General features: G+C 67.4%; 13 protein-coding genes. 6 read left to right on the top strand and 7 right to left on the bottom strand.

Annotation, left to right across the window (positions count from 1 at the left end):
• Positions 1-39 precede the first annotated feature (39 nt).
• From ACLD0W_RS01280 to cysW, 3 genes are all read right to left on the bottom strand, one after another.
• The gene (locus ACLD0W_RS01280; protein WP_410305710.1) at positions 40-999 is read right to left on the bottom strand and encodes a zinc-binding alcohol dehydrogenase family protein; all 960 of its coding nucleotides are present in this window, start codon (positions 997-999) and stop codon (positions 40-42) included.
• Positions 1000-1072: 73 nt separating this feature from the next.
• A complete protein-coding gene (locus ACLD0W_RS01275) occupies positions 1073-2167 on the bottom strand; it encodes a sulfate/molybdate ABC transporter ATP-binding protein (protein ID WP_410305709.1) in 1095 nt (364 codons plus the stop codon).
• Positions 2164-2997, bottom strand: coding sequence for a sulfate ABC transporter permease subunit CysW (cysW, locus tag ACLD0W_RS01270; RefSeq protein WP_410305708.1), 834 nt, complete (start codon positions 2995-2997; stop codon positions 2164-2166). Before cysW ends, ACLD0W_RS01275 begins: the two co-directional genes overlap by 4 nt.
• Before the next feature lie 242 nt (positions 2998-3239).
• On the opposite strand from cysW, the gene ACLD0W_RS01265 reads away from it, so the two are divergent.
• From ACLD0W_RS01265 to ACLD0W_RS01255, 3 genes are all read left to right on the top strand, one after another.
• A complete protein-coding gene (locus ACLD0W_RS01265) occupies positions 3240-5243 on the top strand; it encodes a hypothetical protein (RefSeq protein WP_410305707.1) in 2004 nt (667 codons plus the stop codon).
• A 135-nt stretch (positions 5244-5378) separates the two neighbouring features.
• Positions 5379-5933: an RNA polymerase sigma factor gene (locus ACLD0W_RS01260; RefSeq protein WP_410305706.1), complete on the top strand. Its 555-nt coding sequence runs from the start codon at positions 5379-5381 to the stop codon at positions 5931-5933.
• Positions 5930-6607 (top strand): anti-sigma factor domain-containing protein, encoded by a 678-nt coding sequence (locus tag ACLD0W_RS01255; protein WP_410305705.1) that lies wholly within the window; start codon positions 5930-5932, stop codon positions 6605-6607. The genes ACLD0W_RS01260 and ACLD0W_RS01255 overlap by 4 nt, the downstream gene beginning before the upstream one ends.
• Positions 6608-6623: 16 nt before the next feature.
• Here the strand turns inward: ACLD0W_RS01255 and cysT are convergent, their stop codons facing one another.
• From cysT to miaB, 3 genes are all read right to left on the bottom strand, one after another.
• Complete coding sequence (gene cysT / locus ACLD0W_RS01250) at positions 6624-7454, bottom strand: sulfate ABC transporter permease subunit CysT (protein ID WP_262731517.1); 831 nt, start codon at positions 7452-7454, stop codon at positions 6624-6626.
• Positions 7455-7460: 6 nt separating this feature from the next.
• Positions 7461-8462, bottom strand: coding sequence for a thiosulfate ABC transporter substrate-binding protein CysP (cysP, locus tag ACLD0W_RS01245; RefSeq protein WP_410305704.1), 1002 nt, complete (start codon positions 8460-8462; stop codon positions 7461-7463).
• Positions 8463-8592: 130 nt separating this feature from the next.
• Positions 8593-9927 carry a tRNA (N6-isopentenyl adenosine(37)-C2)-methylthiotransferase MiaB gene (gene miaB, locus ACLD0W_RS01240; protein WP_410305703.1) on the bottom strand — a complete coding sequence of 445 codons (1335 nt, stop codon included), beginning with the start codon at positions 9925-9927 and terminating at the stop codon, positions 8593-8595.
• Positions 9928-10086: 159 nt separating this feature from the next.
• Between miaB and ACLD0W_RS01235 the strand changes: the two genes are divergently transcribed.
• The 3 genes from ACLD0W_RS01235 (at position 10087) to ACLD0W_RS01225 (ending at position 11622) form a co-directional block, all read left to right on the top strand.
• Positions 10087-10659 carry an SCO family protein gene (locus ACLD0W_RS01235; RefSeq protein ID WP_410305702.1) on the top strand — a complete coding sequence of 191 codons (573 nt, stop codon included), beginning with the start codon at positions 10087-10089 and terminating at the stop codon, positions 10657-10659.
• Positions 10637-11080 carry a copper chaperone PCu(A)C gene (locus ACLD0W_RS01230; protein ID WP_410305701.1) on the top strand — a complete coding sequence of 148 codons (444 nt, stop codon included), beginning with the start codon at positions 10637-10639 and terminating at the stop codon, positions 11078-11080. The genes ACLD0W_RS01235 and ACLD0W_RS01230 overlap by 23 nt, the downstream gene beginning before the upstream one ends.
• Positions 11081-11172: 92 nt before the next feature.
• Positions 11173-11622: a copper chaperone PCu(A)C gene (locus ACLD0W_RS01225; protein WP_410305700.1), complete on the top strand. Its 450-nt coding sequence runs from the start codon at positions 11173-11175 to the stop codon at positions 11620-11622.
• Between the two features lie 176 nt (positions 11623-11798).
• Here ACLD0W_RS01225 and ACLD0W_RS01220 read toward each other — a convergent pair whose 3' ends face one another.
• Positions 11799-12497, bottom strand: a complete 699-nt coding sequence (locus ACLD0W_RS01220; protein WP_410305699.1) for a TorF family putative porin — start codon at positions 12495-12497, stop codon at positions 11799-11801.
• Positions 12498-12703: the final 206 nt, after the last annotated feature.

The raw sequence follows: 12703 nt of genomic DNA, 5'->3' as shown, positions 1-12703 counted from the left end.
ACCGGGCCGGTTGTCGGACAGCCGCCGGCGGGCCGCGCCTCAATCCGGGATCAGGGCCCGTTTGCGGGTGCTGCCGGCGTCGATCTCGTGGTAGGCGTCGATGGCCCGGGAAAACGGGACTTCCTGGAATTCCAGCGGCGCCGGCACCGCGCCGTTCTCGAAAAACGCACCGATCCGGTCCAGCATGGCGGCGCTGGCGGGCAGCTCGTGAAGCATGGAATTGATGCCCACGATGCTGCCGCCGCGGCGATACAAATTGATGATCGGTGTCTCCACCTTGCCGTTGGTCGGCGCGGCGATCACCGCGATGCGGCCGAACGGCGCCACGGTTTCCACCGCGGCGGGCAGCCAGAAGCCGGTGGTGTCCAGGATCACCTCCGGGGCGTCGCCCAGCAGTGCGCGTACCTCGTCGCCGAGATTGTTGGCCGCCGGCAGGGTCAGGGCGCGCAGGCCCTGGTCGCCGAACTGCTCCACCTGGGCGGAACGGCGCGCCGCCAGGATCACCCGGGCACCCAGCGCCCGCGCCAGCCCCGCCGCGGCCCGGGCCACCGCGCCGGCGCCGATGATCAGCACCGCGGTGCCGGCCTTTACCTGGCAGCGTTCCAGGGACTCCAGGGCGGTCAGATAGGGCACGCCGCTGACCGCCGCCTGGGCGAACGACAGGGCCGCCGGCTTGCGGCTGACGCCGTTCACCGGCACCACCAGATACTCCGCGTGGCTGCCGTCCAGGGTGAAGCCGGGGCCCTTGCCACTGCCCCACACTTCCAGGCCGATCATGTCGGCGGGGCCGGCGTCGATGACGCCGGCGAAATCACGGCCGGGAATACGCGGGGTGGTGGTGTAGGGGAAGCGGCCAAGCACGTTTTTCACGTCACTGGGGTTGAGGCCGGCGGCGCGGATCGCCACCCGGACCTCGCCCTCCGCCGGCTGCGGGGTCGGTCGCTCGGTGAGTGTCAGGTTGCCGAGGCTTCCGGTGGCGGAAAAGATCAGTGCTCGCATCGCGACTCCTTGGGGCTGAGCCCGCAGTGTAACCCGTGAGGCGCCGCGGTTTTACCGATTTTACAGAGTTCGCTCAGGCCGGCCGCACCCGGGGGCCCAGGTCGCCGTCGCAGGTCACCGTCTGCAGATCCCGGGGCAGCAGGAACAGCGGTTCGTCCCGTTGCGGGTCCAGCTCGCGCCAGGCTTCCCGGTCCACTTCCACTTCCACGATGCCCCGGCCCCAGCCGCGCGGTTCCAGCTCCACGGTGACGGTGCCGCCGAACACGCTGCGACCGGCCACCCGCACCGGCAGGGAGGCGCTGTCGCTGGGCTGGCGGGCCAGCTCCGCCTCGTGGGGGCGCAGGTACAGGGTCAGGTCGCCGTTCGGGCAGGCGCCGTGGGTGTCCAGGCGCAGGCTGGCCTCGCCATCCCGCCACAGGCGCCCGTCGTACTGACCTTCCAGAGCGTTGATGTGGCCCAGGAAATCGAACACGAAGCGGCTGGCCGGCTGTTCATAGACCTGCAGCGGCGTGCCCACCTGCTCGATGTGGCCCTGGCTCATCACCACCACCCGGTCGGAGACCTCCATGGCCTCTTCCTGGTCGTGGGTGACGAACAGGCTGGTCACGTCGATCTGCTCGTGCAGGTGGCGCAGCCAGCGGCGCAGCTCCTTGCGCACCTTGGCGTCCAGGGCGCCGAACGGTTCATCCAGCAACAGCACCTCGGGCTTCAGCGCCAGGGCCCGGGCCAGCGCCACCCGCTGCTTCTGGCCGCCGGACAGCTGCGCCGGGTAGCGGCCGGTCATGGTGTCCATCTGCACCAGCTCCAGCAGCTCGCGCACCCGGGCGCGAATGGCGTCGCGGGACGGGCGCTGGTCGCGGGGCAGCATGCGCAGGCCGAAGGCCACGTTGTCGGCCACGGTGAGATGGCGGAACAGGGCGTATTGCTGGAACACGAAGCCCACCCGGCGGCGGCGAGCGTCCAGGGTGGTCACGTCCCGGTCGTTGAAGAACACCCGGCCCCGGTCCGGCCGCTCCAGGCCGGCGATGATGCGCAGCAAGGTGGTCTTGCCGGACCCGGACGGGCCCAGCAGGCCCACCAGGCCGCCGTCGGAGACGTCCAGGCTGATGTCGTCCAGGGCGGTGAAGCCGCCGAAGGTTTTGCGGATCGACTCGACGCGGATACTCACGGGGTTACCTCCTGGGCGGCATCGATTTTGTGGCGCTGGCGCCATTCCAGCACGGTTTTCAGCAGCAGGGTGACCAGCGCCAGGGCGGCCAGCAGGCCGGCGGCGGTGAACGCGCCCACGCTGTTGTAGTCCTCGTTGAGCATCTGGATCAGCAGCGGCAGGGTCAGGGTCTCGCCGCGAATCAGCCCGGACACCACGCTGACCGCGCCGAATTCGCCCACCGCCCGGGCGTTGGTGAGCACCACCCCGTAGAGCAGCGCCCAGCGGATCTTCGGCAGGGTCACGTACCAGAACGCCTGCCAGCCGGAGGCGCCCAGCAGCACCGCCGCCTCCTCTTCCTCGGTGCCCTGGGACTGCATCAGCGGAATCAGCACCCGGGCCACATAGGGGCAGGTCACGAACACGGTGACCATGATCATGCCCGGCAGGGCGAACATCAGCTGCAGCCCCAAGGTGTCGTCCAGCCACTGCCCGACCACGCTCTGGCCGCCGTAGACCACCAGGTAGCAGAGGCCGGCCACCACCGGGGACATGGCGAAGGGGATGTCGATCAGGGTGGTGAGCAGCTTGCGGCCCCGGAATTCATAGCGGGTCACGCACCAGGCCAGCAGCACCCCGAACACCAGGTTCACCGGCACCGTCACCAGGGCCACGATCACGGTCAGTTTGATGGCGCTGATCATGTCGGTGCTGGTCAGGTTGTCGGCCACCACGGCGGCGCCCTGGGAAAAGGCCTCACTGAAGATCAGCACCAGCGGCAGCACCAGCAACACCACCACGGCGCCGAAGGCGGCCAGGATCAGGGCCCATTGGTGCCAATGTCGGGGCATGGGGCGGCGACTCCGTCTCGGGGGAAGAAAAGCAGGGTCCCGATTCTATATTCCGTATCAGCAAAATAAAGCGCTGTTTTAGAACATCTGGGCATTCGGTTAGATCACCGGCCCACCCTTCGCCACATTTTTTTACCCACGGTTACATCCAAAACCGCCCGCCGTGCGTATCACCCCAGGGAAATCGGAGCGCGAGACGCCCGGCCCACGGTGAAGCATTCCAGCTTAACAAGGAGAAAAGCATGAACGTGAAAGGCAAAGGTTTGATGTGGCTGACGCCCCTGGCGATGGCGGTGACCCTGGCCGCCTGCGGCGGCAACAGTGACAGCCGGCGGGCGCCGGGCGGCGGCGACGCCGCGCCACGGGGCACGCCCCTGCTGGTGATGCACAACGGCGGCGGCGTGGTCGGTCAGGTGGATCGGCTGGACGCCGACCTGAACGTCACCGCCACCTTCGCGGCGGACGCCAACGAGGGCATCGCCCTGGATCTGCTGGGTAACCTGTACGCCGCCAACGACCGCAACGGCGCGCCCAGCAGCCTGCAGGTGCTGCACCGCCTCGCCGAGCGCGCCGACGCCGGTTCCCCGGACGCCGCCCTGGACCGCGATTTTCCGGCGGACGGCTCGATGACCCTGAAGGGCATCGCCATCGCCCACCGGGCCGGTCTGGTGATGGCCGCCAACACCGGCGGCAACAGCGTGCAGGTGTTCGGCACCGCCGCCGGTGAGGATGCCGTGCCCCTGGCCACCACCGCGCTGCCCGCCAACGCCTGGGACCTGGTCTATGACGAGGACGCCGACCGGGTGTTCCTGGCCATGACCAATGGCACCGTGCTGGTGATCGACGACTACGTGGCCGGCGGCTTCATGGCCACCCCGGCGCGCACCATCACCCCGGACGGCGCCGGTACGCCCTCCAATATTCACGGCATCGACTACCGCGCCGACACCGACACCCTGGTGATCACCGACGTGGGTGACGCGGCCATCGCCGACGACGGCGCCCTGTACGTGATCGAGAACGCCTCCACCGCCAGCGGCACCGTGACCCCGTCGCGCACCGTGGCCGGCCCGGCCACCCGCCTGGGCAACCCGGTGGATCTGATCCTGGATGGCGATACCGCCTACATCGCCGAGAAGTCCAACGACGCGGTGCTGGTGTACCGCAACGTGTTCAGCGGCGCCAGCGGCGACGTGGCCCCGAACCTGGTGGTGGACAGCGTCAAACCGGAATCCCTGGCGCGTCTGGTGGAGTACACGCCGATGCCGGATCTGTCCGACATCGACGCCACCGGCGTCACCTTTACCGGCGTGGCCGTGACCAGCAACCCGCCGGCGGCGCCGGGGGACGCGGACGTGGTGATTCTGGACCTGGGTCTGACCAGCCAGCAGCGCGGCTTCACCACCGGCCAGGACCGGGAAAGCCTGGCGTTCAATCAGATGGGCGACGCCTATGTGACCGCCGACACCGGCATCGCCGTGATCAACCGCCTGGCCACCGGCCGTGACGGTGACAGCCTGGACGCCAGCCGCGACCGTATTATCGAGGGGGGCAATACCGGCCTGTCCGCGCCCAAGGGCTTCGACGTGGCCGACGGCCTCGGCTGGGTGCTGGTCACCGACCAGGGCGATCCGGCGGTGCGCGTGTTCAGCACCCAGGCCGGCGGCGACAGCGCGCCGGTGTTCGTCACCGATCTGACCGTGGCGCCCTGGGACCTGGACTATGACCCGGACGGCGACCGCCTGTACGTGGCGCTCACCAACGGCACCGTGGCGGTGTTCGACGACTACGGCAGCGAGCGCGGCGCCTCCGGCGCGGACCGCATCATCGTGCCCGCCGAGGGTGGCACCGCTTTCGCCGCGCCCACCAACCTGCACGGCATCGTCCATGTGGCGGAAACCGACCAGCTGATCCTGTCCGACGTGGGCAGCGGCGCCAACCCCACCGACGGCAAGCTGTACGTGCTTGACGGCGCGTCCACCGCCGACGGCATCACCAACGTGGCGGTGCGCATCGACAACGGCGACAACGGCACCGTGGGCAACACCCTGCTCGGCAACCCGGTGGACATCGCCTTCGACGGTGAGCACCTGTACGTGGCCGAGAAATCCCAGGGCAAGGTACTGCGCTTCGACAACATCCTGGAAGCCGCCAGTGGCGACATCGCGCCGTCGCTGAGCTACGACCAGGCGTCACCGGAATCGGTGTCGCTGATCGCCGACTACCTGGGCCGCGCGCCCGAATAAGGGCCGGCGGGTCACTCTTCCCGGTCAGGGAAGGGTGGCCGCCTGTTCCGGGGGGAGTGGCGGGCCGCGTTGACAGACTCTTCTCGCCGACACCGGCAAGATCACGTCAATCTTCTTCGCGCCCCGGATCCCGCCATGGACGACGGCCAGCAAGACCTGGAACACGGCAACACCCTGCTGATGGCCTGCGCCGACGGTGATCGGAACGCCTTCCATCGGCTCTATCTTCGAGAAGCACCGCGTCTGCTGGCGCTGGCCCGTCGCTTTACCGGCGACGGCGCCGCCGCCGAGGACGCGGTGCAGGACACCTTCGTGCAGGCCTGGCGCAACGCGCGCCGGTTCCACCACGAACGGGGCAGCGCCCGGGCCTGGCTGCACGGTATCCTGCGCTTGCGGCTGCTCAGCCAGCACCGTGGCGCGCGGCGCCACGACCACGAGGCGTTGCCCGGCGACGACTGGCCCGACCCGGGCCCCTCGCCGGAGCAATGCTCCCTGGACGAGCGCCGGGACCGGGCCCTGCGCGTCTGTCTGCGCGGTTTGCGCGGCGAGCGGCGGCGGCCGATCCTGATGGCGTTTTACCTGGGCTATACCTATGAACAGATCGCTGAACACCTGGCGGTGCCCCTGGGCACCATCAAGAGCCGGATCCGGTCCGGCCTGAAGGGGCTGGAGGAGTGTCTGCGGCTATGATCCCCGACGACCCGCGGGAGCGCCGTCTGCTGATCGCCGAGTACGTACTCGGTTTGCATCAGGGCGAGCGCGCCGAGGAAATCGAGCGCTGGCTGGCGCTGGACCTGGAAGCGGCCCGGCTGGCGGCGCGCTGGCGGGAAAGCTGGACCGGCGCCGCCGACCTGCTGCCGGAGGAGCGCCTGCCGCCCCATCTGTGGCGGCGGGTGGCGCGCCAGGCCGGCCTGGCCACGCCCTGGTGGCGGGCCGGCTGGGCCAGTGTGTCGGTGTGGCGCACGGTGAGCGCCGCGCTGCTGGTGGCGGTGGTGCTGCTGGCCGGGCCCCTGCGCGCCCCGGCGCCGGTCTACACGGTGGTGCTGCAGGCCCCCGGCGAGGCCGCCAGCCCCGGCTGGCGCGTCACCGTGTCCGCCGACGGCGACCTGCAACTGACGCCGTTGGTGGCCGGTCAGTACGCGGCGGACCGCAGCGTGCAGTTCTGGACTCTGGAAAACGACGCCCCGGGCCCCCGCTCCCTGGGGCTGGTGGAACCGGGCCGGACGCTGGTGATCCCCGCCAGCCAGGTGGGCGGCGTGGAGAGCGGTCAGTTGTTCGAACTGACCCTGGAACCGCAAGGCGGCTCGCCCAAGGACCGCCCCACCGGGCCGGTGTTGTTCATCGGGCGGGCTGTCGCAATATAGAAGGGAGCTTGCAGCTTCACCCGCCCTGCCAACGCTTGATCATCCGCCCCTGCACCACCTGAATCCCGAACAACAGAACCAGCGATGCGCCGAGGATCACCGAGGCCAGGGCGCTGGCGGCGGCGAAGTCGTATTCTTCCAGACGGATATTGACCAGCAGCGAGATGATCTCGGTTTCGAACGGCATGTTGCCGGCGATAAAGATCACCGCGCCGTATTCCCCCAGGCTGCGGGTAAAGGCCAGGGCGGTGCCGGTGAGCAGGGCCGGCATCAGCTGGGCCAGCACCACCTTGAAGAACGACGCCATCGGCGTGGCGCCCAGGGTGGCGGCGGCTTCTTCCACGTCCGGGGTCAGGTCCTCCAGCACCGGCTGCACCGCGCGCACCACGAACGGCAGGCTGGTGAAGCTCATGGCGATCATGATGCCCAGTGGCGTGTAGGCCACCGGAATGCCGGCGGCCTCGAACCACTGGCCCAGCCAGCCGTTGGCGGCGAACAGCGCCGACAGGGTCAGGCCGGCCACGGCGGTGGGCAGGGCGAAGGGCAGGTCCACCAGGGCGTCCATCACCCGGCGGCCGGGGAAGCGATAGCGCACCAGCACCCAGGCCAGCAGCATACCGACCACCGCGTTGATCAGGCTGGCGCCGGCGGCGGACAGCACCGTGACCTTGAAGCTGGCCAGGCTGCGCGGGTTGCTGATCACCGACCAGTAGCGGTCCCAGCTCATGTCACTGACGTGCAGCACCAGCCCGGACAGCGGCACCAGAATCACCAGGCAGATAAAGAACACGCTCAGCGCGAAGCTGAGCGTGAAGCCGGGCAGAACCGAATGTCGGGTGCGCAGGATCGCCAATTAACGCAGGCTCCGTGCCTTGGCCTGCAGCTTGTCCAGTTCGCCGCCGGAGGCGAAGTGGGTCTGCTGGGCGTTTTCCCAGGAGCCGAAGTAGTCCTCCACCTTGAGCAGTTTCACCGGCGGGAACTGGTCCTCGGTGGCCTTGACCACCTCGGGATCATGCACGCGATAGTTGAAGGTGGTGAGCAACTGCTGGATGTCCTTGCTGTAAAGGTATTCCAGGTACTCGGTGGCCACTTCGCGGGTGCCGCGCTTGTCCACCACCTTGTCGACCACGGTCACCGGGAACTCGGCCAGTACCGAGGTCTTCGGCACCACCACGTCGTACTCGTCGCTGCCGTACTGCTTGCGGATGTTGTTCACCTCGGACTCGAAGCTGATCAGCACGTCGCCGATCTGGCGCTCGGCGAAGGTCACCGTGGCGCCACGGCCGCCGGAATCGAACACCGACACATTGGCCAGGAAGTGGGCCATGTAATCGCGGATCTTTTCCTCGTCGCCGTCAAAGCGCTCCTCGGCGGCCATCCAGGCGGCCAGATAGGTGTAGCGGCCGTTGCCGGAGGTCTTGGGGTTGGGGAACACCACGTCCACCCCGTCCTTGGCCAGATCGGCCCAGCCCTGGATGTTCTTGGGGTTGCCCTTGCGCACCAGGAAGGCGGTGGTGGAATAGTAGGGGCTGGAGTTGTTCGGCAGCCGGGTGTTCCAGTCCGCCGGAATCAGGTTGCCCTTGTCGTGCAGCACGTTCACGTCGGTGACCTGGTTGAAGGTCACCACGTCCGCGTCCAGGCCCTGGAGGATGGCGCGGGCCTGCTTGGAGGAACCGGCGTGGGACTGCTTGATGGTGATGTCCTCGCCGGTCTTCTCTTTCCAGTGGGCCTGGAATTCCGGGTTGTAGGCCTGGAACAGCTCCCGGGCGATGTCGTAGGAACTGTTGAGGATGGTCTGCTGGGCGCTGGCCAGGGAGGCCAGGGACAGCAAAGCGGCGGTCAGCCAAACACGCATTTGTCGGGCTCCTTATCAATGGATACGGGCGAATCGGAAACGAATGGACGCCAGTTTATATAACCGCTGGTTTAAATAAAGATCACGGTTAAACCGATTTGGAATTTCAATATGGCCATCGACGCTCGGTTCAGACGAGCGCCGTGAGCCCGCCCCGTAAAGAATTCGGCAGGGCCTCCAGGATCTCCACGTCCACGAATTCGCCGATCAGGTCGATGTCGTCGCAGGCGAAGTTCACCACCCGGTTGTTCTCGGTGCGGCCCTTGAGCTGGCCCGGGTCCTTCTTGGAAAAGCCGTCCACCAGGATGCGCTGGGTGCTGCCCACCATCTTGCGGGAAATATCCAGAGCCTGCTGGTTGATGCGCTGCTGCAGCAGGCGCAGCCGTTCCTTCTTCACCGCCATCGGCACGTCGTCGGGCAGGTCCGCCGCCGGGGTGCCCGGCCGCGGGCTGTAGATAAAGCTGAACGAGGCGTCGTAGCCGATGTCGGCGATCAGGTTCATGGTCGCCTCGAAGTCCGCGTCGGTTTCGCCGGGGAAGCCGATGATGAAATCGGAGCTGTAGGAGATGTCCGGGCGGATGCGGCGCAGCTTGCGCAGTTTGGCCTTGTACTCCAGCGCCGTGTGGTTGCGCTTCATCAGCGCCAGGATGCGGTCGGAGCCGGACTGCACCGGCAGATGCAGGTGGTCCACCAGTTCCGGAATTTCCCGGTACACCTCGATCAGCGCATCGGAGAACTCCATCGGATGGCTGGTGGTGTAGCGGATGCGGTCGATACCCTCGATGTCGCGGATCAGCAGCAGCAGCTCGGCGAAATCCACCATCGCGCCGCCGGCGCCCTGGCCCCGGTAGGCGTTCACGTTCTGGCCCAGCAGGTTGACCTCGCGCACGCCCAGGTCGGCCAGGTGACGGATCTCATCCAGCACCGGGCGCACCGGGCGGCTCACTTCCTCGCCACGGGTATAGGGCACCACGCAGAAGGTGCAGTATTTGGAGCAGCCTTCCATGATCGACACGAAGGCACTGGGGCCGTCCACGCTGGGTTCCGGCAGATTGTCGAACTTCTCGATTTCCGGGAAGGTCACGTCGATGGCCAGGGACCGGGTGGTGGACGCCTGGGTGATCAGGCCGGGCAGGCGGTGCAGGGTTTGCGGGCCGAACACCACGTCCACATAGGGCGCGCGCTCGCGGATCGCCTCGCCTTCCTGGCTGGCCACGCAGCCGCCCACGCCGATGATCAGGTCCGGATTGCGGTCCTTCAGGCGCTTCCAGCGGCCCAGCTGGTGGAACACTTTTTCCTGGGCCTTTTCGCGGATCGAACAGGTGTTGAGCAGCAGCACGTCCGCTTCTTCCGGATTGTCGGTGGGCTGCAGATCGTGGCTCGACCCCAGCAGGTCCGCCATGCGGGTGGAGTCGTACTCGTTCATCTGGCAGCCGTGGGTCTGAATAAACAGCTTGCGCGCCATGGGGGAACACCGTCGATCACTGGAAAATGGGCGCCGATTGTACCGCCGGCGGCGCTAAACTGCGAACCCCGGGCGTGGCAAAACGCCGCACCGTCTGGCTCGCGGCGGACCCGGCGCGGTATCATCCGGCGCCGCCGTCGCACTCCGGAGCAGGAACCGATGTTGACCGTTTTTCGTTCGTGGCCGGCCCTGGCGGGCCTGCTGCTGCTGACCGCCTGCGCCGAGCCGCGCCAGGAACTGCCGGTGAACACCCGCCTGGGCGGGGATTTCACCCTCACCGACCATCACGGCCAGCCGTTCCGGCTGAGCGACCAGCAAGGGCGGGTGGTGCTGATGTTCTTCGGCTACACCCACTGCCCGGATATCTGCCCGGCGACCCTGGCGCGGGTGTCCCAGGTGTACCGCAACCTGCGCGAGGCCGGTGATGCGGAGGCGGTGCAGCCGCTGTTCATCACCTTCGACCCGAAGCGGGACACGCCGGCGCACCTGAGCGAGTACGTGCCCTGGTTCAAGGCCAACGTGATCGGCCTGACCGGTAGCGAGGCGGGGATCCGCGCGGTGGCGGAGCAATACGGGGTGGTCTATCTGCAATCCGGCGACGGCGGGCGGGAGTACGACTTTACCCACAGTGACTATGTTTACCTGCTGGACCAGCAGGGGCGGGTGCGCAAGCTGTACCCGTCGGACTTCAACATCGACGAGGTGACCGATGATGTACAAAGCCTTCTTTAACGGCCTGGCCGGCGCGGCCCTGCTGGCCCTGGCGGGCGCCGCGTCCGCCGACGACCTGGTGCTGGACAACGCCTGGCTGCGCGCGGTGCCGCCGGTATCCCCGACCATGGCCGGCTACTTCACCCTGCGTAACGACGGCGACCAGGCGGTGGAACTCACCGGCGCCAAAACCGATATCGCCGGCGGGGCCATGCTGCACGACACCGAAACCACCGAGGACGGCCAGGCGCGCATGGTGCACCTGAGCGGCATCACCCTGGAGCCCGGTGACCAGGCCACCTTCGCCCCCGGCGGCAAGCATCTGATGCTGATGAAGGTCGCCTCGATCCCCGAAGCCGGGGAAGAGGTGAAGATCTGTCTGACCTTTACCGATCACGACGATCTGTGCAGCGACTTCCCGGTGCGCCGCGAGGCCCCCTGAGCGCCTTTCCCGCCGCACCCGCCCACCCCGGGCGGGTGCATCGCGCCTCCCGATCCCCTAGCCTGGGCGGTCCTGACCGATGGAGGTGAACGATGCCACGTACCCTTGGCGTTCTTCGCGGCGCCCTGCTGGGCGCCGGTCTGCTGGCGGGTGCCACCGGCGCCGCCGCCGATGACCTGACCCTCGGCAACGCCTGGCTGCGCGCCGTGCCGCCGGTGGCCCCGGCCATGGCCGGCTACTTTGACCTGTACAACCGGGGCAATCGGTCGGTGCGTCTGGAAGGCGCCGAGGCCCGCTTCGCCGGTAGCGCCGAATTGCGCGAGATGGTGGCCGGCGAGGGCGGCCAGCGGCGCGAGCGCGGGCTCGACGAGGTGCGGCTGGACCCCGGTGACCGGCTGCGTTTCCGGCCCGGCCGGCGCTTTCTGCAACTGACCCGTTTGACCGATGTGCCCCGTGCCGGGGAGCGGGTCGAGGTGTGCCTGACGTTCAGCAACCACGATGATCTTTGCGGTGCGTTCGAGGTGCGCCACAGCGCCCCCTAGAGGGTGGGGAATTCAGAGGGAGGAATTAAAAAACACCGTGGGGCCTGCTTGCGTTTCCAGCGAGGACCAGGGAGGGCCCCACGGTGTGAAAAAGGTTGGGCGGGGGGAGAGAGCCCGCCCGGGTTTTCTGCCTATCCGTCTTTCAAACGGTCTATCAAAACGTCAAAGGTCGTTGCTTAGAACGACAGCGCATAGGTGACCACGAACAGCGTATCGTTGGCGTCGTCCATGTTGTCGTCATCGGAGTCGACCACCTTGGAGACGGTGAAGCCCAGCTCATCGGTCAGGGCGTAGGTCAGGTCCACGTGGGTGTAGTCGGAAGAATCCGCGTCGAAATCGAAGTAACCCACGTTGATGCCGAACTGATCGTAGCTGTAGCCCAGGTTGTAGTAGTTGTCCTTGTTGTCCACCGCGTCGCTGCCGTGGCCGTAGTCGCCCACGCCGATGTAGGCGGCGGCGGAGAAGCCGGCCAGGCCCAGGCTGGCGACCACTTCCTGGAAGTCCGCGTCGGTGGCGTTCGGGTAGTTGTAGTCCACGAAGGACAGGTCGTAGCTGAAGTCCCCCACGGCGCCGCCGTAGCCCAGGTACAGGTCGTATTCCATGCCGCCGGTGCTGGCGTCGCCGTCACCGTCGGTGTCGTTTTCGGAGCTGCCCCACACACCGGCGTACAGACCGGAGGAATGCGCGTAGTCCAAGCCACCGAAGACCTGGGCGTTACCGGCGGACAGATCCTGACCACGCCACAGGTAGATGTTGGATACACCCACGTTGCCGCTGACCTCGGCCACCGCCACGGACGGCGCGGCCAGTACGGCGGCGGAGGTGGCCACCGCGGCGGCCAGAACGGTCTTCTTCATCTTGGATACCTGTTTCATGTGCAACCCTCTTTGCAAATAACTGTTTTTGTGCGCTCCTGGCGCACTGGCCCGGGAGGCTGAATGTTATTTAGCAGGGAGCGTGCCAAAAATAGAAAAACGTTCTGTATCAGGGGATTGGGGAAGGTCAGGCGGAGCGGGAAAGGTAAAATAACGAAAACGGGGAGGGGGCGGGGCTCTGTTTTGGTGCGTCGCACCAGGATGGG

It is taken from the genome of Alloalcanivorax sp. C16-1 (assembly GCF_046507805.1).
GTDB lineage: Bacteria > Pseudomonadota > Gammaproteobacteria > Pseudomonadales > Alcanivoracaceae > Alloalcanivorax.
The sequence above is the reverse complement of the archived record's forward strand: the minus strand, read 5'-3'. Positions and strand labels throughout refer to the sequence as shown.

Coding starts and splice junctions, on each gene's coding strand:
- ACLD0W_RS01280 (WP_410305710.1), bottom strand. CDS start 999: ATGCGAGCACTGATCTTTTCCGCCACCGGAAGCCTCGGCAACCTGACA.
- cysW (WP_410305708.1), bottom strand. CDS start 2,997: ATGCCCCGACATTGGCACCAATGGGCCCTGATCCTGGCCGCCTTCGGC.
- ACLD0W_RS01265 (WP_410305707.1), top strand. CDS start 3,240: ATGAACGTGAAAGGCAAAGGTTTGATGTGGCTGACGCCCCTGGCGATG.
- ACLD0W_RS01260 (WP_410305706.1), top strand. CDS start 5,379: ATGGACGACGGCCAGCAAGACCTGGAACACGGCAACACCCTGCTGATG.
- ACLD0W_RS01255 (WP_410305705.1), top strand. CDS start 5,930: ATGATCCCCGACGACCCGCGGGAGCGCCGTCTGCTGATCGCCGAGTAC.
- cysP (WP_410305704.1), bottom strand. CDS start 8,462: ATGCGTGTTTGGCTGACCGCCGCTTTGCTGTCCCTGGCCTCCCTGGCC.
- miaB (WP_410305703.1), bottom strand. CDS start 9,927: ATGGCGCGCAAGCTGTTTATTCAGACCCACGGCTGCCAGATGAACGAG.
- ACLD0W_RS01235 (WP_410305702.1), top strand. CDS start 10,087: ATGTTGACCGTTTTTCGTTCGTGGCCGGCCCTGGCGGGCCTGCTGCTG.
- ACLD0W_RS01230 (WP_410305701.1), top strand. CDS start 10,637: ATGATGTACAAAGCCTTCTTTAACGGCCTGGCCGGCGCGGCCCTGCTG.
- ACLD0W_RS01225 (WP_410305700.1), top strand. CDS start 11,173: ATGCCACGTACCCTTGGCGTTCTTCGCGGCGCCCTGCTGGGCGCCGGT.
- ACLD0W_RS01220 (WP_410305699.1), bottom strand. CDS start 12,497: ATGAAACAGGTATCCAAGATGAAGAAGACCGTTCTGGCCGCCGCGGTG.